Genomic DNA, 20,874 nt, shown 5'->3' on the forward strand with positions numbered 1-20,874 from the left:
CACGGCCGGATTCCCGGACGACGGGAGATCCGAGGTGCCGGACGGCTCGCATACAGTGGCTTTGACCTGCGGCGATGCACCTAGGTGCGGTGTGCCCGCGGGAAGCCGTCACCTGCGGGAGGTCGGAGTCACCAACTGGTGTGGGCCGAGCCCGGCTTGGGCCGGCGAGTGCGGACAGGACGGAGCGTAAGTGGTGGGGTCAGGCGGTTCGCTGTCCCGTAGCGGTCTGCGCGGCCGGGAGGCCGAACTCGAAGAGCTTCAGGCGCTGATCGCCTCGGTGGCCCACACCGGTAGCGGCGGATTTGCCATGATTCAGGGCGAACCGGGCATCGGTAAGACCACACTGCTCGCCGAGGCCGTCTCCATGGCCAGAGCAGCGGGATTCTCAGTCGGCTTCGGCAAGGCCGATGAGCTGCATCACATCGTGCCCCTCTCGTCCTTGGCGGCCTGCGTCCTGCACGGCGATCAGCCGCTGCTGTCCGGCGACACCTTTGCCGATCTCGCCCGCAATCACGACCAGCGGATCTGGCTGGTGGAGCGCCTGGCGGAGGCGATCGAAGCCAGAGCCGGCAGCGTGCCGGTGCTGATCGGCCTGGACGACGTGCAGTGGGCCGACCCGCTGAGCCGGTTTGCCCTGCAGCAGCTTCCGACCCGCCTGCGGACTTCGCCGGTGCTGTGGATGCTGGCCGGGCGGCCGGAGCCCGCGAGCCCGGCGGAAGAAGTGGTCGCAGCCGCGACCGGCAACCTCCCGACGATCACTGTGTCTCTGGGGCCACTGTCGGGCGCGGCCATCGATCAACTGACCAGCGACACACTCGGGGCAGCGGTTGACGAGCGGGTACGGGACCTGCTCGGCGGAGCCGGTGGGAACCCTTTTCTGGCGGTCGAGATGCTTGCGGGGCTGCGGACGGCCCATGCCTCGGACGACCCTGTGCCCCCAGGGCTCGTGGTGGGTGTGCGCGCCAGACTCAAATCCCTGCAGCCCGGCACGCTGCGCTTCCTTCAGATGGGAGCGGTGCTGGGGCGCAGTTTCGGTTTCCGTGATGCCGCCGCGCTCTCCGGCCAACCGACCGCCATATCCCTCGCGGCGCTGAAGGAAGCGGTGTGTGCCGGACTCCTGGACGATGACGGCGATCACCTGGTCTTCCGGCACGATCTGCTGCGCCAGGCGGTCTATGTCGACATCCCACCGTCAGCCCGGAAGGCTCTGCACCGAGAGGCTGCCCACCACCTTGTCGCCGCGGGCCATCAGCCGATCGACGCGGTGCCGCACATCCTCAGGGGAGCCCTGCCCGGCGACGAGGAAGCCGTAGCGCTGCTGCGGCGGGCGGCTGACGACGTACTGCCGGTCACGCCGGGCCTCGCGGCCGACCTGATGACGCGCGCCCTGGAATTGGTGCCGTCGGCACGGCCGCTGAGGTTCGCAGTGGGTGAGCAGACGATCCTCTGCCTGACACGGGCCGGCAGGAATGGGGAGGCGCTGTCGACAGGCGACCGGCTATTGGCCGGCCGGCCGCCGCTGGAGGCGTTCAGCCGACTGCAGGCCGCCCTCGGCGGGACGCTGTGGAACATGGATCTCGCCGGCGAACTGCGCCGCCGGGCCGAAACCGCCCTCGCCATGGGGGGCGCCGCCCCGGAGATCGGGGCGAGGCTGGCGGCGCTGCGCGCGCTGGCCTTGTCCCGGGAGGATGATCTCGTCGTTGCGCGTGCGGCCGGCGAGACCGCGCTGCGTGCCGCCACCGCGATCGGCGACCGGGACGCGCATGTCCTGGCCCTGTCCGGGCTCGGCGAGATCGCGCAGAACGCGGGGGAGAACGCGGTCGCGCTGGAGCGTTTTGCCGCGCTGAGCGCCATCGATTCCGCTTTCCTTCCCGAAGAGATCGTCGCGCACCTGCACGTGGACGACTTCGCGGCCGGCAAACGGCTGCTCCTGCAAGCAGCGAACGATGCCGGGGCGATGCGGCAGTCGATGATGCTGTGGGCACAGGGGCAGCACGATCTGGGGCTCGGCCGGCTCGACGACGCCGACGCAGACTTCGTGACGATGGAGCGTCTGGAAGACGAGGTACAGGTCCCCGTCCAGCAGGTGAACGGCCGGGTGATCCGCTCCCGGATCGCCCTGCTGCGCGGCGACCGGGAAGCGGCGCGGGAGCACTTGGCCGCAGCGCGGGAAAGACTGGCGGTCAAACCGAACCCGGGCAACACCGCCGCGGTGCGCTTCCTGGAAGCGGTCCACGCCGAGGCCGACGGGGACATTGCGCTTGCCGTCGACAAGATTCGACAAGTGCAGCAGAAGGGTCTCTTCATGCGTTGGCGGCTGTTGCGCTACTGGGTCGATTCCGCGATACGCATGGCCCTGCGCGGCGCGGAGCACGAGCTCGCCGAGGACCTGGCCGCACAGGCCGGAGCCCACGCCGAACGCAATCCTGCCGTGCCGACCGCCACGGGCATCGCGGCGCAGGCCCTCGGGCTCGTGAAACGCGATCCCGCCATGCTCGAGCACTCCGTCGAGCTGCTCAGGACAAGCCCTCGCCCGCTGGCCCGGGCTGCCGCATCCGCCGATCTCGGACAGGCGCTCCTGGCAGCGGGCCGGAAGCGTGAGGCCGTGGCCGCGCTGACGCACGCCCGCGACACGTTCGCCGAGTCCGGCGCCCACGCCGCAGCGGGACGCGTACAGCGCGATCTCGATGCTGCCGGAGACGGCAGCCGCAGGGCAGCGACCACGCAGCGCCCCGTGCAGGGATGGGGAGCCCTCACGGCCTCGGAGCAGAAGGTCGCGCGCCTTATCGCCCAGGGCCACACCAACCGGTTGGCCGCCGACCTGCTCGTCGTCTCTCCGCACACGGTCAACACCCACCTGACGTCCGTCTTCCGCAAACTGTCGATCAACTCCCGGGTTCAGCTCGCCAATCTGGTCATGACGCTGCCCGACAGCTGAGCGGAGCGGTTGGTACGTTCACGCGATGCCCCGCCACACCTGAACGCGTTTGGCTGGGGCATCCCCCACAGCCAGTTGGAGGTCACCGGCATGCACCGATCCACCCCCTCACCGCCGACCATCGTGCTTGTGCACGGGGCGTTCACGGATGCTTCGTCGTGGGCGGGGGTCATCAGCCTCCTTCACGCCGCCGGACTGACCGTGCGCGCCCCGGCGAACCCGCTGCGCGGTCTGGCGCAGGACGCCGCCTACATCAGGAGCGTGGTGCGTGACATCGACGTCCCTGTCGTGCTGGTCGGCCACGACTACGGTGGCGCGGTTATCACAGAGGCCGCCACCGACGCCGACAACGTCGTGGCCTTGTGCTATGTCGCGGCATTCGGCCTCGACGCGGGCGAGTGCGTCCTGGACATCACGAACCGCTTCGCCCCCGTGCCGGCGGCCGACGCGACCTTCACCGCTGCCCTCCCCGGCGGCCCGGAACGTGAGCTCTACATCCGTAAGGAACGGTTCCCGCAGGTGTACGCCGACGACCTGCCGCCCAGCGTCAAGGAGGTGCTGTCCGTGGCGCAACGCCCGATCGCCTGCAGCGCGCTGACCAGTAGATCGGGCCCGCCGGCATGGGCCTCCAAGCCGTCCTGGTACGCCATCGCGACCGCCGACCGGATGCTCAGCCCCACCGCTCAGCGCTTCATGGCGCAACGCATGGCGGCCACCGAATACGTGCTGGACGGCTCGCACGCCGTTGTGCTGTCGCAGCCCGAGGCGGTGGTGGCGATGATTCGGGAAGTCGCCGAACAGGGCGGTGATCGCGGCGGCGATTTCGTCTGCACGGGACCGCCGGCGCGCCCTACGGGAGCCGACCTCCCGGATGCTCCGTGCCATCGGTCATCCGGGACCCTATAGCATGCGGTCGAGTCGAAGATGCTGATGTTGGCCATTTTTTGACCGCACCCCGGAAGTGTGTCCTTCCTCGTGACACCGTCCCCGCCACAGACAGTTACTCGGTAAGGGCACCAGCATGATCTCACCGGCCAGACCGCCGGCGCGGCGGATCGCCGCTCTCTTGACCGGAACGATCGCCCTTGTACTGGCCGCCACCGGATGCGGCGGCGAAACCGGTACCGGATCCGCCACAGGCAAGATCACCTCCATCACCGCGCTCGACTACTACACCGACGAACGCGAACACACCCAATGGGGCGAAGTGCTCGCCGCGTGCGGCAAGACCGCCGGCGTGAGGGTCGAGCAGACAAGCGTTCCCGGGGCGTCGCTCATCCCCAAGGTTCTGCAGCGGGCGTCGTCGCGGACCCTTCCCGACCTGTTGATGCTGGACAACCCCGACCTGCAGCAGATCGCACAGACCGGCGCGCTGACCCCGCTGGACCAGTACGGCATCGATTCCAGTGGCTTCGCCAAGGGCATCCTTTCGGCGGGCACCTACAAGGGAAAGGTGTACGGACTGGCCCCTGACGTCAGCACGATCGCCCTCTTCTACAACAAGGACATGCTCGCCAAGGCCGGTGTCGCCGTACCTGGGACCTGGGACGAACTGAAGGCGGCGGCGGCCAAGTTGGCCCGCCCCGGGCGCTACGGCATGGCGGTCGACGCGAACCCCACTTTTGAGGGCACCTGGCAGTTCCTGCCCTTCCTGTGGTCCAACGGCGGTGACGAGAAGAAACTGGACACCCCGCAGGCCGCAAAGGCACTCCAGTTGTGGGTCGACCTGGTGAAGAGCGGATCCATGTCGAAGTCGGTGCTGAACTGGACCCAGGCCGATGTCCACGATCAGTTCGTCGCCGGAAAGACAGCCATGATGATCAACGGTCCCTGGCGGATTCCTGCCCTGAAGCAGGCCAAGAACCTGTACTGGGGAGTGGCCCCCATCCCGGTCCCTCGGACGGGGCAGACCCCGGTCACACCGCTCGGCGGTGAGGTGTGGACGCTCCCGCGGAGCCCTTCCAAGGCCCGGCAGGAGAAGGCCGCCCAGGTCCTCGCCTGCCTGAACGACCACTCGACCATGCTCACCCTGGCCGAGCAGCACTTCACCGTGCCCTCCCGCACGGCTGTGGCCGCCCAGTACGCCGAGCAGACTCCGTCGATGGCTGCCTTTGTCAAGAGCGTGGAAGCGGCGCGGGCCCGTACCAGCCAGCTCGGCGTCAAGTGGCCCAAGGCAGCGACCGGGATATACACCGCGATTCAGTCCGCCCTGACGGGCCGGCAGACACCGGAGGAAGCCCTCAGACGTGGGCAGCAGATCGCGACAGGTCACTGACCTGTCCCCGAACCTCCGGAGGGATACCGCGCAGGACGACGGCACCGCCGCCGCGGGGGACCGGGCCGTGGTCCGGGCACGTTTCTGGGAGCGGCTGGGCCAGTCGATGTTCCTCGTGCCCGCCGGGGCATACCTGCTGCTGTTCTTCGGCTACCCGATCGTCAAAAACGTCGTGATGAGCTTCCAGCAGTACACGGCCACGACGTTCTACACGGGTGTCGCCGCGTTCGTGGGACTGCAGAACTACGCGGAGGTCCTTTCGTCGGACCTGTTCTCCAAGGCCCTGCTGACCACGGTCCTGTTCACCTCCGGCTCGATCATCGGGCAGTTCGCACTCGGCTTGGCCTTCGCTCTGTTCTTCCAGCGTCGCTTCCCGCTCGGTGGCGTACTGCGCGCGCTCCTTTTGCTGCCGTGGCTGCTGCCGCTGGTCGTCTCCGGAACCACCTGGCGGTGGATGCTCGACCCCGACACGGGAGTCGTCAACACAGCGCTGCGCGGCCTCCACCTCTCGTCGTCCGGCATCCCCTGGCTCACCGGCACCTCACAGGCGCTGGTCTCGGTGATCGTCATCAACATCTGGGTCGGAATCCCCTTCAACACCGCGATCCTGTACGGCGGCCTCCAGGACATCCCTCCACACCTGTACGAGGCGGCGAAGCTGGACGGCGCCGGCCCGCTGGCGTCGTTCCGCCATGTCACCTGGCCACTGCTGCGGCCCGTGGTGAGCGTCGTGCTGGTGCTGGGCGTGGTCTACACGCTCAAAGTGCTGGACATCATCCTCGTGGTGACGGGCGGAGGACCGGCCGACGCCACGGAAACCCTCGCCACCCACTCCTACGAACTGTCCTTTCAGCAGTTCGAGTTCGGGCGCGGCGCCGCAATGAGCAACGTGCTCATCGTCATCTCGCTCTCGTTCGCCATCGTCTACTTGCGCGCCAACCGTCGCGCCCGGAACATCTGAGAAATGATCCAGTGAAGCGCGCACCGGGCCGTGGCCGGCCGTCCACCCTCGTCGGGATCGCCTTGCTCGCTCTGATGCTGTTTCCCGTCTACTGGATGGTGAACGCCTCCCTCCAGCCCGCGGGCAACACACTTCAGGGAGGCTGGTTCCCCTTCCATCCGGACTTCAGCGGTTACGTCACCGCACTGCGCGATCAGGGACGCAACTTCGTCACCAGCCTCGTCGTAGCCCTCGGCAGCGTCGTCCTCAGCCTCGGGCTCGCCGCGCCGGCGGCCTACGCGCTGGCCCAGTTCCCCCTCCGCGGAACCAACCTCGTGCTCTTCGGCATCCTGGTCACACAGATGGTGCCGAGCATCGCCGTGGCCAACGCGCTCTACAGCGCCTACAACGACCTGGGACTCCTGAACTCCTATCTCGGACTGATCCTCGCCGACTCCACCGCAGGGGTCCCCTTCGCGATCATCGTCCTGCGTGCGTTCATGAGGAGCATTCCGAGGGAGATCATCGAGGCTGCGCGCGTGGACGGTGCCAGGAGACTGCGCGTCTTCCGCTCCGTGGTGCTCCCGTTGAGCACGAACGCATTGATCACTGCCGCTGTCTTCACCTTCCTCTTCACCTGGAGCGACTTCCTCTTCGCCCTCACACTGACCACCACGGAGACCGTGCGGCCGATCACTCTGGGCATCTACCAGTACATCGGTGCCCACACGAACCAGTGGAACGCCATCATGGCCACCACAGTCATGGCGTCCGTCCCCGCCGCCGTACTGCTCGTCGTGGCCCAGCGCTATGTCGCCACCGGCGCCAGCAGCGGGGCCGTCAAGTGAGGGGCCGCCCCCTTACGCACTGCGGTCCTGCCCGCTGATCTAGCGGATTCACGCGATGCGCCGACCCAGGGCCGCTGCCACGGTGTTTCAGCAAGCACCGCGGTTGAAAGGGCGGAGAACATGTCGCCGGATGTCCTGCAAAGAAGCGCCCCTGGCAGCTTCCACACCACCAATTCGTTGCCCGTCCATCGCAGACGGGCGTACTGGCGCGAAGCGCTGTCCCAGACCTTCGGCGCCGTGGACATGACCGTCCCCGACGAGGTGTACTCCGGCACGATCCGTACGGCACCGCTCGGCCGGCTCCAGGCCGTCACCGTGGACGGCGACTGCCTGTCCGCTCTGCGAACTCACCGACTCGTCGCTCAGGGCACTGAAGAGGAGTACGTGGTCGTCAAACTGCTGGACAGAGGAGTCGCCCGACTGGAGCAGGACGGCCGTGAAGCGCTGCTCGGCCCGGGGGACATCTTCGTCTACGACATGGCGCGCCCCGTCCAGCTGAATCTTCCCCAGTCCTTCCGGACGAAGTCCCTCGTCCTGCCGAGAGACGTTCTGGGCCTGAGCGAGTCCGACATGGCTCACGTCACGGCCTCCCCGCTCGGCCCCGGCACGCCCCTCGGCAGCCTGCTCTCGCCCTTCCTGGCCGGGCTCGTGGACGGCGCGGGAACCTATCTGCCGCGCACCAGCGAGCTGATGGCCCGGAACGTCGTGGACCTGCTCGGCGTGCTGACCGACGAGGTGCTCGGCCGTTCGAGCGCGGACACGCCCGGCGGGGGCCGGGCGTTGCTGCTGCGGATCCAGGCATTCATCGACCGCCATCTCGCAGACTCCGAGCTGACCCCGCAGGCCATCGCCCGAGCCCACCACATATCCCCGCGCTATCTGCACAAGCTGTTCGAGAGCGAAAATGCCACTGTCGGCCGGTGGATCCAGCGGCGTCGCCTGGAGGAGTGCCGGCGCGAGCTGGCGCGCCGGGGGAGTGGCTCCACGATCGCCGCCGTGGCGCACCGATGGGGTTTCGCCAGTGCCGCGCATTTCAGCCGGGTGTTCCGGGCCGCCTATGGGATCGCCCCCCGTGAATGGCGCGACACCCAAGTCATCGATACCTGACCCGATGTCCGGTGGTGATCCCTGGGCGCAGCGCACGGCGGTATGCCACGACCAGTCCCATCGGCCGCCGGCCGCGCCGTATCCACGCATTGCGCTGCGAGGACACGGGTGATGCGCCCAGAGACAAAGGGCACCCACCGGCCGACCCTACGGTGGCCCAGGAGCCGGGGAATACGAAGACCGTCCGGAATTCGTGACCCGCAAGGGCCTCGCCTGCCGCGTGGTGGCACAGCCGGAGGCTGTTGGGGCCATTCCACCAGGTCCTGGCCGCCGCCATCCGAACCGACCGAAACCGATCAGGAGGAGACGCCGTGGCGTCGCCCGCAGTGGTGGATATCTCACGATGGCAGTTCGCCGTCACCGCAGTTTTCCACATGAGCTTTCCCGCACTGACCGTCGGCCTCTCCCTCTTCTTGGCCGTGATGTACACGGTCTACCTCAGGACCGGGAATCCGCTGTACCTCCAGATATTCCGTTTCTGGAAGAAGATATTCGCGGTCGGATTCGGTCTCGGTGTGGTCGCCGGTACCGTCATGACTTTCGAGTTCGGCCTCAACTGGGGAAGATACGCCCATGCGGTCGGTCCGATCCTCGGTGTCACGATCGGAATGGAGGTCGTCACGGCCTTCTTCCTGGAAGCCGGGTTCATCGGCATCATGCTGTACGGCGATGGCCGAGTGCGCCCCAGAACCATGGCGTTCGCCTGCTGGATGCTCGTCGTCGGCACACTGCTGTCCACGACGTGGATCCTGTCCGCCAACAGCTGGATGCAGGACCCTTCGGGGTTCGCCGAGGTCGGCGGCCAGTTCCGGGCGAGCGACTGGTGGCAGGTGCTGTTCAACCCGGCGTTCTCCTACCGGTATCCGCACATCCTGCTTGCGGTGCTGATCAGCGCCGGTTGGTTCATCGGCGGGATCGCCGCCTGGTACCTGGTCAAGCAGCGAGCGCTGCCCTTCGCCCGCCGCACGCTGTCCATTGCACTGGGAGTGCTGGCCATCCTGATGCCCGTACAGCTTTATATGGGCGACCTCACCGCCGTGTTCATGGGTGCACACCAGCCCGCCAAACTGGAGGCTTTCGAAGGCAATTGGAAGTCCGACAACAACGGCTACAACCTGCTTGTGGTGCCCGACACGGACAAGGGAGAGAACAAGTTCCAGGTCGCGATACCGCACTTGGGCGCCGTCATCGGCAAGGACCTCTCCGGAAAGGCGAACGTCCCCGGGCTGTTGCAGACACCGAAGGACGAGCGCCCCGACATGTGGTCCGTTTTCTACGGCTTCCGGGCGATGTACTTCACCGCCCTGGCGATGTTCGGCATGGCCTTCACCGGATTGGTTCTGCGGCTGCGCGGCAGGCTGTACACAGCCCGGCGGTTCCACCGGCTGATGGTCTGGATGGCCCCCGCCGGTGTCGTGGCCATCAGCGGCGGCTGGATCACCGCGGAGGCCGGCCGGCAGCCCTGGGTCGTCTACGGCCTGATCCGCACCAGTGACGCCGCCTCCCACCTCTCCCTCGGCGCGGCGATCGCCAGCCTCACGGGCTTCGTCGCCGTCTACGCGCTGCTGCTCGGGCTGTGGATCCGCTACATCGTCCGCACGGTGCGGACCGGCCCCGAGCACCTGGTGGCCGACGCCGGCACCACCGCCCACTCCACGGAGATCGGCCATGCTTGAGTACGCGTCATACGCCTTGGTCCTGCTCGCACTCGGAGCCTACGTCCTGCTCGACGGTTACGACCTCGGCATCGGCATCCTGAGCCTGTTCGACCGCAGCGACCAGCGGCGCAAGGAGTACAACGAGCTGATCGCGACCGCATGGGACGCCAACGAGAGCTGGATCATCCTGGCGGGCGTGGTGCTGTGGGCGGGCCTGCCCGGTGTCTACGCCACCGTGCTGCCCGGCGTGTACCTGCCGCTGATCGTCATGCTGCTCGCCATCGTGCTGCGCGGCACGGCCATCGAGCTGCAAAGCGCCGCCCCCGGCTACCGGCGCGGCTGGGGCCTCGTCTTCGGAATCTCATCGCTGGTGGCCACCGTGTGCCAGGGCCTCGTGGTCGGCGGCGTCCTGTCCGGACTGCCGCACCGTGGCGGGGTGTTCACCGGAGGCACCTGGGACTGGCTGACGCCCTACAGCGTGCTGTGCGCCCTGGGGATTGTGGCCGTCCATCTGCTGGCGGGTGCCGCGTGGCTGCAGGACAAGACCACGGGGACAGCCCACGAACGAGCGGGCCGCCTGGGGCGACCGCTGATCCTGACGGTCGCGGTGGCCGGCCTGGTCCTTGGATTCGGGCTCCGGCTCGCCGATCCGCAGCACCTGCGCTTCGACCAGCCGCTCCGGGCAACCCTGTTCGGCCTCGCGGTGGCGGTGGCCGTGGTCTGCGCGGCGATCGCCTGGTACGGCTTCGGCCGCCGGCCCGACTGGCGTCCGTTCGCCGCCGTGGCCGGTACGGAGGCCGCGGGCCTGCTCGCGCTCGTCGCCGCCACCGCGCCCGTCGTCGTCCCACCCGATCTGACCGTGCGCGCGGCCGCCGGCCCGCACGGGTCGCAGCTGTTCCTGCTCATCGGGGTGGGCGTGTGCATACCGGTAGTCCTGACCTACAACATCTACGCGTGGTGGGTCTTCCGCGGGAAGTTCGCCCAGCCACCGGCCCACACCGAGGCGGCGGCACCGTCCGACACCGGGGCCGCCGCGGCGCGGGCCGTGCCGGCGACCCCGGCCGCGGGCGACGGTCCGTGGGCGGCCGTTGCCGCCCGGCGCGTGCTCCTGACCCTCCTGGCCGTCGCGGTGACCGCCGTCTCGCAGGATGTCTTCGGTGGCGTACGGGTGTGGATCGGCCCGGTCGGTGTTGCTCTGTTCGCCATGACGGCGCTCGCCGGGTGGATCCGCTCCGACCGCCGCTCGGCGGCCGCCGGCGAATTCGACCTCCAGGCAGCCGACAAGTGAACGAAAGCCCCGACCACCTCGCCCGGCTCGGCCGGGACGACGAAGGCCAGCAGCGGGCGGCGGGACTGCTCACCCAATGGGCGGCGGTCGGCGAACCCGCATTCCGGCGGGCCGGCACCCTGCGCGGGCTGGCGGCCGCGGGCCATGTGATGTGGGCGGCGGGGCTGGGCAGGGCGGCCGAGGCCGCACTGCGGTCCCCACACGGGGGCGCAGCCCTGGCCACGGTGCTCTCCGGTGCGGCTCTGGTCGCCGCCGGACTGCTGCTGCGCGCAGTCCTGCTCGCGGCGGCCGACCGGACCGCAGACGACGGCGCGGCCGCCGTCCAGGACCACCTGCGCACCCGCCTGCTCCTGGCCGCGCTCCCAGCGGCGGCCACGCCCTTGGAAGAGGTGTCGGACGCCGCTCTCGGCGAGGCCCTCGACAGCGAGGTGGGCCGACTGACCCAGTGGCTGACGACGTACGTTCCTGCCCGGCGGGCGATGCTGCTGGGCAGCGGCATCGTGCTGGCCGCCATCCTGGTGGGGAGTTGGGCCGTCGCTCTGATGCTCGTGCTGGCGACACCGCTGCTGCCGCTCAACCTGAAAGTGATCGGCCTGGGCACTCGCGCCGCGGTGCACGCCCAGCTCACCGCCACCCGGAAGCTGAGCACCCAGCTGCTGGACCAACTGCGCGGACTGCCCACGCTCGTCGGCCTCGGAGCCGGTGAGGAAGCGGTACGCGCGACCGAGGCAGTCGACAGGGAACTGGCCAGGCGTACCCAGACCGTACTGCGGGTGGCCTTCCTCTCGACCGCCTGGATCGAGCTCCTCATCACCGTGGCCATGGCCGTCGTCGCCACGTACTGCGGACTCGCCCTGCTCGGCTACCTCGACCTGCCGGTGGTCCCGTCCACCATGAGCCTGGGCACCGCGCTGTTCGTGCTCGTCCTGACCCCGGCGTATTTCGCTCCTGCCCGGGAGCTCGCCCGTGGCTACCACGCCCGTGCCGAGGCCGCCGCGGCGGCCGAGCTGATCTCGGAGATCATCGGCAGGGTTCCGGTCGCACCGACCGGCGGTCCCCCGACGCGGGTGCCCACTGTCCGTCGTCCGAGCGGGCCGGGCCCGGCCGGTGTGACCCTGAATGAGGTAGGCGTTCGGTACCAGGGGCGCGACGACGCGGCCCTGGACGACGTCACCCTGACCGTGCGGCCGGGTTCGATCGTGGCCATCAGCGGCCCCAGCGGCGCCGGAAAGACAACCCTGCTCTCCGTGGCGGCAGGTCTGCGCGAACCGGACCGCGGGCAGTGCCTGCACACCATCGGTTCCGCGACCCTACAAGCCACGCCGGCCATGACGACATGGGCCGGACAACCCTCCCACCTCCTCCCTGGCACGCTACGGGACAACCTGCTGCTGGCCCGGCGCGACGCCGACGACGTACAACTGGCCGCGGCGTTCAAGGCACTGGGCTTCGAGGACCTGCTCGCCGCACTTCCCCAGGGGTTGACGACCCCGGTCGGGGAGCGCGGCTGGGGGCTGTCCTCCGGGCAGATGCAGCAGCTGGTGCTGGTCCGGGCTCTGCTCCACGACACACCGCTGCTGTGCCTGGACGAACCCACCGCCCATCTCGACCCGGACGGCGAGGCCCGTGTCATCGGCGCCATCCGGACGCTCGCGCGCAGTCGCACCGTGCTGCTCACGACACACAGCCCGGCACTGCTCGGCATCGCCGACGACATCGTGCGGCTGGAACAGGGACGGGTGTCCCGGACAAGGGAGACACTGTGACCGCGTTCAGGCTGCTGTGGACGGCGGCGGACCACCGGGCACGCCGCGACCTGCTGATCGCAGCGGTGCTCGCCGGGACCGCCGAACTGTGTGCCGCCGGCCTGCTGGGGGTGTCCGGCTGGTTCCTGACCTCCTGTGCGGTGGTCACCGCACAGGTGAACACCACCTGGTCCTGGATGTATCCCTCCGGAACGGTCCGCGCGCTCGCCCTGGGCCGCACCGGTCTGCGCTACTGGGAGCGCCTGGTCAGCCATGGCGCCCTGCTCGGCGCGACCGTCTCGCTGCGCTCGCGCCTGGTCCGCGCCGCGACCACCGTGCCGGCACGCGAACTGCGCAACCACCGTGACGGCGCCCTGATGGCCCGGCTCACCAGCGACGTCGGCGCGGTGGGCGGGATAGCCGGCCAGGTCGTTCCGCCGCTGGCCGGGATCGGCCTGACCGCCGCCGTCGTCATCACCCTGCTGACGGTGGCGAGTCCGCCGTCAGGCGCGGCCGAGCTGCTGCTGCTCGCGCTCTCCGCGGCCACGGCAGTGACCGCCGAGCGGCGGACCCGCGGCCATCAGCGGACGGCCGCGGAAGCGTGGGCCACCGCACGCGCCGCGCTGCTCAGTGCACGCTCCGCGTTGTGGGAACTGCGCTGCCTGGACGCGGTCGATCTGGTCCGCGATCAGGTCGCGGACGCGGTCGGCCGGGCCCGGCGGGCCGAGGCCGCGGCTGAGTCGGTGATGCGCCGATCCCGGCTGCTGCTGCGGGTGTTGGCCGTGGCCGGCCAGACGGCGGTCCTGGTCCTGGCGCTGTCCGGTCCTGTCTTCGCCCAGCCGGCTGCCGAGGCCATCGGCGAGGTGCTGCTGGTCGCGGCTGCGTACGAGCTTGTGGAGACGCTCCCTCAGGTGCTCCGCGACCACGGCCTGGCCGCCGACGCCGCCCAGCGGCTGACGGAGCTGGCGAACAGGGCCCTCCCGGGTGAGCTGTCGACCGCGTCCCCGCCGAGGGCGTCGCCGGCAGGCGCGGCACGGGCCCTGGTGGCCCGCCAAGTGCCTGTTGGTGTCGGCGCCGACCGCACCCGGTGGTCCGCGGTGATCGAGCCCGGCAGCGTCGTCCTGGTCACCGGGCCCAACGGCAGTGGGAAGAGCACCCTGTTGGAGACTCTGGCGGGACGGATCTGCCCCGCTGTTCCCCGGTCGGTGCTGCTCGGCGGCGTACCCGTCGAGTCCCTGCCCGCCCGTGCGATCGCCGATTCGCTCACCCTCGTCGAAGCGGAGGACTGGATCGCCGACGCGACCATCGCCGAGAACCTCCGGCAGTCCGCCCCGGGCGCGGACGACGACACACTCCGGGCGGCCCTGGCGGCCGCGGCTTTGGAGCAGTCGTCCCTCGACACTCCGACGGGCCCGTTGGGCACTGCTCTCTCGCAGGGCCAGCGACGCCGCCTGGTGATCGCGAGAGCGGTCCTGCGGCGACCCGCGGTCCTTCTGCTCGATGAACCGACGGCCGGCCTCGACGACCATACGGCGATGCGGATGCTGACGGGCGTGCGTCGCGCCCTGCCGGACAGCGCCCTGGTGATCGCCCTGCCGGACCGGCACGACGACCTCATGCCCTTCGCCGCCTCCCGCGTCCTGCGGCTGAAGCCCACTTCCCGTGCGGCAATCGCTGAGTAGCCGGGCGCAGAGAGCGATGTGCTGCGCAGGAATGCCGTCGCCCCGGGCGAGGACCACGACGTCCTTGCCCGGGGCGACGGCCCCTGTCCGCACGGCGGGTACACCGATCTGACCACCATCGGCGGCCCGGTCGTCCGAGACGATCCGGCCACCGGTGAAGCGCAGGTACGACGTGAGGAACTCACTCGCCGAGTCCCTCGTCCGGTAGATGCGGTTGTGTAACGCTGGCAGCAGCCGCACCATTGCCTTGCGCTTCTTCATCTTCCGTTCCCTTCCGTCGGGTCCGTCGGGAATGAACCGAAGGGAATGTAGGCAGCGAGCGCGGCATCGGGCTTTCTCGGAGCGCTCCGGTCCTTGCCCGTTCGGGCACGACTGTCCGGGTACCACCCACTGGCTCGCCCGCGACGCAGGTCAGGCGGCCGCTTGCGGGCATTCCGCGTCCCTGAGCAACGTCCGGATACGCCTGAGCCCCCTGAACAGGGGGCTCAGGCGTATCCGGTGTACCCCGTGGGGCGAGCGGACCCGGTCTCAGGACGGTGACTTCGTCCAGGCGGGGTTGCCGGAGGCGAGGCGGTGGGTGATCACGGAGGTGAGGGCGAGGAGCAGCAGGGCCAGGCTCAGGGTGAGCACGAGGTGGCCGTGCAGGACCAGTTGGGCCCCGACGAAGGCGCCGAGGAACATCGCCAGCACGGACAGGATCCGGCGGCCGGGTCGCGGCGCCGCGCCGCCGGCCGGAGTGGAGTCCGCGGCCAGCCCCGTCAGGGTCAGGGTCAGTACGGTCGTGGTGAGGTCCGGGACGCCGAGGCGCCGGGCGACGGCGTTCTGCAGGCCCATGCCGAGCCCGAGGAACACGATCAGTGTGTACTGGACGCCCGTGGTGACCCGGCCGTCGGTGACCGCGGCGGCAGCCACGGTGACGGCGATCAGCACCGTCTGCACGGCGGTGGCCGTCTTCAGCAGGTTTCCGCGGTGGGCCGCGAACCGGGTGCCGAGCCTGCCCCCGGCGAGCGCGCCGACGAGGAACGCCGCCAGCGCGACCAACGAGGCGAGCACGGACAGGTTCGCGGCACCCACCAGAGCGAACCCCAGGAACACCACGTTGCCGGTCATGTTGGCGACGAAGACGTGCCCGAGCCCCAGATAGCTCACCGCGTCGATCAGACCGGTGACTACCGTCAGCGTCAGCATCAGGAGGGGCAGCGGGCCGTGGCGGTCCTGTCCTTGCGGTGCGAGCGTGCGTATCGCGTCACTCAGCAGCCTGCGCATGGTGCTTCCTTTCCGTTGCGGTGGGCCGGTGGTGCAGCACCACGCGGGTGAGCAGTCCGCTCATCGGGCCGACCACGATCGCGGGGAGGACGACCCACAGCGGCCAGGGTGTGACGCCCAGCGCCTGGTCGAGCGACCACCGGCCGGGCCCGGTCAGGGCCAGCGCCGCGGAGACGACGACGAGGACCATCGGGTATTCGTAGCCGTCGTTCTGCACCCACAGGCCCTTGGGCCATTTGACGGTGCCCGCGACCGTCATCACACCCATGGCGGCCGTCGCGGCCAGGGGTGTGAGCAGTCCGGCGGTCAGGAACAGGCCGGCACCGATCTGACTGGCACCCGCGACGATTGCGGTCAGCCGACCGCCGCGGAACCCGTCGTGGCGGAACTCCTCGGTTCCGCCTGCCAAGCCGTGGCCTCCGAGCCGGAAACTCACCTTCTGAACTCCGTGGCCGGCGATGAGAAGTCCCGTAACCACCCGGAGGACCAGCAGTCCAGCGTTCATCTCTTCCTTGCCTGTTCCTGACTCAGTCCTTGACTGCTCTGTGATGGAGCGGGGATCAGCCGACGGCGTGGGCCCCGATGACGGCCTGCGCGTAGACCACGCCGAGGCCGTAGGCACCGGCGTGCTCCTTCACCACGTCCATGACCGACATGTAGGTCTCGCCGCGGGCCCAGTCACGCTGCAGTTCGAGGAGGACCTGTACCCAGGTGACCGGGACCGCGCCGCCCTGGATCATGCGCTGGACGGCGTGTTCGTGGGCCTGCGGGCTGACGCCCCCCGAGGCGTCGGTGACCACGTAGACCTCGTAGTCCTGGGCGAGGGCGGAGAGCGCGGGCAGGACGATGCAGACCTCGGTCCACAGGCCGGCCAGGACCAGCTTCTTACGCCCGGTGGCCTTGACCGCCTCGACGAAGGCGGAGTCCTCCCAGGCGTTCATCGTGGTGCGGTCGATGATCTTCTGGTTGGGGAAGACCTCGGCCAGCTGCGGCAGGATCGGGCCGGAGAAGGATTCGGCGGCCACGGTGCTCAGTACAACCGGCACGTCGAACGCCTTGGCGGCCTTCGCCAGGCCGACGGTCGAGTTGATGATCGCGGTGCGGTCGCCGCTGCCGGTGCCGAAGAACATCTGCGGCTGGTGGTCGATGAACAGCACCGCGCAGTTGTCCGGGGTGAGCAGGTCCGGGCTGGGGGCCGCGGTGACCTCGGAGATGTTGACCATGAGTGGGCCTTCCGGTGTGTGTTGATCGCGGACGGATGTCCGCTGTTGAGCGCAACCGCGCGTGGTGCGGCGCGAGTTGGGGAGGTGTTCCGGAAGGGGCGGCTCGTGACCGGGCCCTCCCGGAAGATCAGAGGGAGAAACAGGGATCGAAGAACGTGCTTGCTGTCTGCGGGGCCAGGCCGCGTCGGGCGCGCCACTGGCGGTGCTGCTCCGACTCGGCGGCGGCCTGGCCGAGCAGTTCGGCCTGGCGTGCGCCCGACAGGCCCGTACCGGTCGTGGCCTGGTAGCCGCCGAAGTGCGCCACGGGGCTCCACCCGGGGCTGACCGGTGGCAGTTCCTCGTCGAGGCCCTCGTACTCGGCGGTCGCGTAGACGATCCGGCCACCGACGACCGTCAGCAGGGACTCGATGTGTGCGATGTCCGGCTCGGGCACGGTGAAGTAGTCCTCGGACAGGACTGCCAGGTCACCCAGGAAGCCCGGGCGCAGGACGCCCTTGGCGCCCTCCTCCCCGGTCAGCGCGGCACCCGCCTCGGTGAACATCGCCAGCGCGGTACGGCGGTCGACCCGGTTGTGCGGCGGGCGGACGACCAGGTCGCCCACGGTGCGGCCGGTGACCAGCCAGTGCAGGGCGACCCACGGGTTGTAGGTGGAGACCCGGGTCGCGTCGGTGCCGGCACCGACGGTCACACCGCGCTCCAGCATGGCCTGGATCGGCGGGGCGTCCGCGGCGGCACCGGGACCGTAGCGGCGTACGAACGCCTCGCCCTGGAAGGACAGCCGGTTCTGCACGGACATGGCGCCGCCGAGGGCGGCGATGCGGTCCAGACTGTCCGCGGAGACGGTCTCCGCATGGTCGAACAGCCACCGGTTGCCGGCCGGGAACAGCCCTTCCGCGGCGAGCTTCTCGAACACCGCCAGGTCCCGGCGGATGGTCTCGTCATAGGTGGCATGCAGCCGGAATCCCCAGCCGTTCTCCATGAGGAGACGTACGGCCTTCTCGAATTCCGTTTCGTAGTCGGCGAGTTCCGGCCGTGGCTCGGCGAAGTTCTCGAAATCCGCCGCCGCCCACGTCAGATTCTCGCCCGCACCATTGAGGCGCAGCCATGCGTCCCCGTCCTCGGGGCGAGCCATCTCGATCCAGCGGGTGAGATCGTCGATTTCCTGACCGGCGGTCTGCGGGAAGAGATGGTAGGCGATGCGCAACGAAAGCTGACCGGCCTTCGCCAGTTCGACGACCGTGCTGTAGTTGTCGGGGAAGTTCTGGAACCCTCCGGCCGCGTCGATCGCCGACGTGAGGCCGAACCTGTTCAGTTCCCGCAGGAAGTGACGGGTGGAGGTCTTCTTGTCCTCCCCCTCCAGCACCGGGGCCTTGGCCAGGGTCGAGTAGAGGATGAGTGCGCTGGGGGCGGCCAGCAGCATGCCCGTGGGCTCACCGTTCCGGCCCCGTACGATCTGGCCGCCCTTGGGGTCGGGGGTGTCCCGGGTGAATCCGGCGGCCTTGAGAGCCGCCCGGTTGAGCACCGCCGACTGGTACAGGTGCAGGACGAACACCGGGGTGTCCGGCGCGGCGGCGTTCAGCTCGGCGACGGTCGGCAGCCGCCGCTCGGCGAACTGCTCGGCCGACCATCCGCCCACCACCCGCACCCACTGGCCCTTGGGCGTACGGGCTGCCTGCTCACGCAGCATCGCCAGACCCTGGCGCAGCGTGCGGACACCGTCCCAGCGCAACTCCAGTACGTAGTTGAGCCCGCCACGGATGACATGCAGATGAGCGTCGTTGAGGCCGGGAACCATCCGGCGGCCGACGGCGTCGACCACCTTCGTGTCCGGGCCGATGTGGGAGGCGACGTCGTTGTCGTCGCCGACGACCGTGATGACACCGTCGCGGATGGCGAGCGCCTCGGCCTGCGGGCGGACCGGGTCTCCGGTGTGGATCTTCGCGTTGCGGACGACCAGGTCCGCGGCGTTGTCGGTGGCGCGGGGAACCAGCCCACCGACCGGCATCGTGGACACCTTGCGACAACCTCCTGCTGGATGAACGACGTCGATGCATGTGCATCAACTTCCGCGTGCGTCGGCAGCGGCGGGCGGGAAGAATCGGGGCATGCGCCATCACCGCGCGCGTTCCGGGTGACCGTGCAATACACAGGTCGGGACCCGGCGACCCTCGACTGCTGCGCCACCAAGCTATTTCGCGCCAAAGCGTCCGTGTATCCCGGCAGTGCACCGGATACGTTCCGACAGTGCACTGCCTCTCCGCGCACACTGTGAGGTCAACTCCCGTGCGCTCTTGGACAATTTCCGCCGCCTGTGCGGCTTAGCGTGACGATCGACGATTCCGCAGACCTCTGCGCCTGCCCCGGAGCCGCCGCGCGCGCCACCCCCGAGCAGCTCACCGGCCTGCCCCCGGCCCTGGTCATCACCGGCGAGGCCGACGTGCTCCGCGACGGGGGCGAGGCGTACGCCGACAAGCTGCGTGCGGCCGGCGTCCCGGTCACCGCCGTGCGCTTCCAGGGCATCATCCACGACTTCGTGATGCTCAACGCCCTGCGCGAGACCCACGCCGCCGGGGCCGCCATCACCCTGGCCGCCAGCGCCCTGCGCACGGCACTCCACGCGGGCTGACCCGGCGGCATGGCGTCCGCGCGGACGGACACTCCGTACGGTGTCCGGCCGCGCGGCCCATTCGCCTTGGCCCAGGGCGGGACCCCGCCGCGCGACCTGGTCACCGGCGCGGCATCGTCACCAACCCGACCAGGCATGTCAGAAGCACACCGGCGACAAGCGCGGGTGCCGGGGACCAGGCGGCCATCAGGACACCGACCGCGGCGAGGGGGAACGGAATCCGCTCGGCCAGGCTCCTTTGGTGTGGCCGTAGGTGGACGACCCAGACCGTGATCAGGAAAACGGCCGCCGGAACAGTGACCGCGGCGCCGGCAGCAATCGACGAGGCTTCGGCGCGGTGCGTGACGTGATCGGCGTACGCGGCCAGTCCGGCGCCCTCCGCGGTCGCCGAGGCGAAGATCAGGTAGTGGCCATAGGCCCAGGAGAATCTCCTGCGATGCGCCTGGTGCGTCGTGGCGAGCAGCGTGTGCGCGGGCCTGGTGAAGTACAGCCACCACATGGCGTAGGCCACGAGCAGCCCGCCCGCCGCCAGCGCGTACAGCGAACCGGTGCCGTGATGCCGGTCGAAGGCGCTGCGCACGGCGACGGTGGCGGCCGCGACGCACTCGCCGAGGACGATGAGGGTGAACAGTTCGTAGCGCTCGGCGATGTGGCGCGGATGCCAGGGCGTCATCCCGGCGGACTGCGCCCACACCGGCACGGACACCTCGGCCACGATCATCACCACGATGCCCGGCAGACGCACCGGATCCGGGACGAAGAGCAACCCCACCCAGCCGAGCTGACACAACATCACCCCCGTGGCGAAGCGCAGCGTGGTCCTCCGCCGGGCGGGATCGGACAACGCGGCACGCAGCCACAGCGCGGCCAATGTCGTCCGCAGCACGACGTACCCGAGCGTGATGATGTGCAGATCCCCGTCCTCGAACGCGCGGCGCACACCGGCGGCGAGGACGAGTGAGCCCGTGATCTGCACCAGCACCGTCAGCCGGTACGTGACATCGTCCGGGTCATAGGCGGAGGCGAACCAGGTGAAGTTCATCCACGCCCACCAGATGGTGAAGAAGACCAGCGCGAAGCGCAGCGCACCGCCGGCGTAGTCCCCCTCCGTCAGCGCCCCATGCAGACTCGTGGACGCCTGCGCCACCGCGACGACGAAACACAGGTCGAAGAAGAGCTCCAGCGAGGTGGCGGTCCGGTGCGGCTCGTCGGGGTTGCGGCCCACCATGGTGCGCCACCGCCTGGCGCCCGGGTCCGCCTGCATGGTCGAGGCGCGGT

Annotated in this window: 15 protein-coding genes and 1 pseudogene; 11 read left to right on the forward strand and 5 right to left on the reverse strand. The window is 69.6% G+C overall.

The annotated features are described in order from the left end of the window. Positions 1-190: 190 nt before the first annotated feature. The 10 genes from AC3EUV_RS32455 to AC3EUV_RS32500 all read left to right on the forward strand — a co-directional run bounded on the left by AC3EUV_RS32455 (position 191) and on the right by AC3EUV_RS32500 (position 14,481). Positions 191-2,938: a helix-turn-helix transcriptional regulator gene (locus AC3EUV_RS32455; protein WP_435604479.1), complete on the forward strand. Its 2,748-nt coding sequence runs from the start codon at positions 191-193 to the stop codon at positions 2,936-2,938. A 129-nt stretch (positions 2,939-3,067) separates the two neighbouring features. Further along, positions 3,068-3,844 carry an alpha/beta fold hydrolase gene (locus tag AC3EUV_RS32460; RefSeq protein WP_435604480.1) on the forward strand — a complete coding sequence of 259 codons (777 nt, stop codon included), beginning with the start codon at positions 3,068-3,070 and terminating at the stop codon, positions 3,842-3,844. A 160-nt stretch (positions 3,845-4,004) separates the two neighbouring features. Then, positions 4,005-5,213, forward strand: coding sequence for a sugar ABC transporter substrate-binding protein (locus AC3EUV_RS32465; protein WP_435604481.1), 1,209 nt, complete (start codon positions 4,005-4,007; stop codon positions 5,211-5,213). A 67-nt stretch (positions 5,214-5,280) separates the two neighbouring features. Continuing rightward, on the forward strand, positions 5,281-6,174 hold the full coding sequence (locus tag AC3EUV_RS32470; RefSeq protein WP_435604490.1) for a carbohydrate ABC transporter permease: 894 nt from the start codon (positions 5,281-5,283) through the stop codon (positions 6,172-6,174). A gap of 11 nt (positions 6,175-6,185) precedes the next feature. Next, positions 6,186-7,001: a carbohydrate ABC transporter permease gene (locus AC3EUV_RS32475; protein WP_432146065.1), complete on the forward strand. Its 816-nt coding sequence runs from the start codon at positions 6,186-6,188 to the stop codon at positions 6,999-7,001. Between the two features lie 120 nt (positions 7,002-7,121). Further along, positions 7,122-8,108, forward strand: a complete 987-nt coding sequence (locus AC3EUV_RS32480; RefSeq protein ID WP_435604482.1) for an AraC-like ligand-binding domain-containing protein — start codon at positions 7,122-7,124, stop codon at positions 8,106-8,108. Positions 8,109-8,419: 311 nt separating this feature from the next. Next, positions 8,420-9,784, forward strand: a complete 1,365-nt coding sequence (locus tag AC3EUV_RS32485) for a cytochrome ubiquinol oxidase subunit I (RefSeq protein ID WP_432146063.1) — start codon at positions 8,420-8,422, stop codon at positions 9,782-9,784. After that, the gene (locus AC3EUV_RS32490; RefSeq protein WP_435604483.1) at positions 9,777-11,054 is read left to right on the forward strand and encodes a cytochrome d ubiquinol oxidase subunit II; all 1,278 of its coding nucleotides are present in this window, start codon (positions 9,777-9,779) and stop codon (positions 11,052-11,054) included. The genes AC3EUV_RS32485 and AC3EUV_RS32490 overlap by 8 nt, the downstream gene beginning before the upstream one ends. Next, positions 11,051-12,820, forward strand: a complete 1,770-nt coding sequence (locus AC3EUV_RS32495) for an ABC transporter ATP-binding protein/permease (protein WP_435604484.1) — start codon at positions 11,051-11,053, stop codon at positions 12,818-12,820. The genes AC3EUV_RS32490 and AC3EUV_RS32495 overlap by 4 nt, the downstream gene beginning before the upstream one ends. After that, positions 12,817-14,481: an ATP-binding cassette domain-containing protein gene (locus tag AC3EUV_RS32500; RefSeq protein ID WP_435604485.1), complete on the forward strand. Its 1,665-nt coding sequence runs from the start codon at positions 12,817-12,819 to the stop codon at positions 14,479-14,481. The genes AC3EUV_RS32495 and AC3EUV_RS32500 overlap by 4 nt, the downstream gene beginning before the upstream one ends. Before the next feature lie 528 nt (positions 14,482-15,009). Here AC3EUV_RS32500 and AC3EUV_RS32505 read toward each other — a convergent pair. From AC3EUV_RS32505 to AC3EUV_RS32520, 4 genes are all read right to left on the reverse strand, one after another. Next, on the reverse strand, positions 15,010-15,747 hold the full coding sequence (locus AC3EUV_RS32505; protein WP_432146059.1) for a YoaK family protein: 738 nt from the start codon (positions 15,745-15,747) through the stop codon (positions 15,010-15,012). Then, positions 15,728-16,252 (reverse strand): DoxX family protein, encoded by a 525-nt coding sequence (locus AC3EUV_RS32510; protein ID WP_432146058.1) that lies wholly within the window; start codon positions 16,250-16,252, stop codon positions 15,728-15,730. Before AC3EUV_RS32510 ends, AC3EUV_RS32505 begins: the two co-directional genes overlap by 20 nt. Positions 16,253-16,307: 55 nt before the next feature. Further along, complete coding sequence (locus AC3EUV_RS32515) at positions 16,308-16,970, reverse strand: hydrolase (RefSeq protein WP_435604486.1); 663 nt, start codon at positions 16,968-16,970, stop codon at positions 16,308-16,310. Positions 16,971-17,097: 127 nt separating this feature from the next. Beyond that, positions 17,098-18,975 (reverse strand): amidohydrolase, encoded by a 1,878-nt coding sequence (locus AC3EUV_RS32520; RefSeq protein WP_435604491.1) that lies wholly within the window; start codon positions 18,973-18,975, stop codon positions 17,098-17,100. 330 nt (positions 18,976-19,305) lie between these two features. On the opposite strand from AC3EUV_RS32520, the pseudogene AC3EUV_RS32525 reads away from it, so the two are divergent. Then, positions 19,306-19,596, forward strand: a pseudogene (locus AC3EUV_RS32525) (alpha/beta hydrolase fold domain-containing protein); the annotation flags it as partial. A gap of 100 nt (positions 19,597-19,696) precedes the next feature. On the opposite strand, the gene AC3EUV_RS32530 reads toward AC3EUV_RS32525, so the two are convergent. Continuing rightward, positions 19,697-20,824 carry a low temperature requirement protein A gene (locus AC3EUV_RS32530; RefSeq protein ID WP_435604487.1) on the reverse strand — a complete coding sequence of 376 codons (1,128 nt, stop codon included), beginning with the start codon at positions 20,822-20,824 and terminating at the stop codon, positions 19,697-19,699. Positions 20,825-20,874: the final 50 nt, after the last annotated feature.

Source organism: Streptomyces sp. bgisy130 (assembly GCF_057708345.1).

Coding starts and splice junctions, on each gene's coding strand:
- AC3EUV_RS32480 (WP_435604482.1), top strand. CDS start 7,122: ATGTCGCCGGATGTCCTGCAAAGAAGCGCCCCTGGCAGCTTCCACACC.
- AC3EUV_RS32490 (WP_435604483.1), top strand. CDS start 9,777: ATGCTTGAGTACGCGTCATACGCCTTGGTCCTGCTCGCACTCGGAGCC.
- AC3EUV_RS32505 (WP_432146059.1), bottom strand. CDS start 15,747: ATGCGCAGGCTGCTGAGTGACGCGATACGCACGCTCGCACCGCAAGGA.
- AC3EUV_RS32510 (WP_432146058.1), bottom strand. CDS start 16,252: ATGAACGCTGGACTGCTGGTCCTCCGGGTGGTTACGGGACTTCTCATC.
- AC3EUV_RS32515 (WP_435604486.1), bottom strand. CDS start 16,970: ATGGTCAACATCTCCGAGGTCACCGCGGCCCCCAGCCCGGACCTGCTC.
- AC3EUV_RS32520 (WP_435604491.1), bottom strand. CDS start 18,975: ATGCCGGTCGGTGGGCTGGTTCCCCGCGCCACCGACAACGCCGCGGAC.
- AC3EUV_RS32530 (WP_435604487.1), bottom strand. CDS start 20,824: ATGGTGGGCCGCAACCCCGACGAGCCGCACCGGACCGCCACCTCGCTG.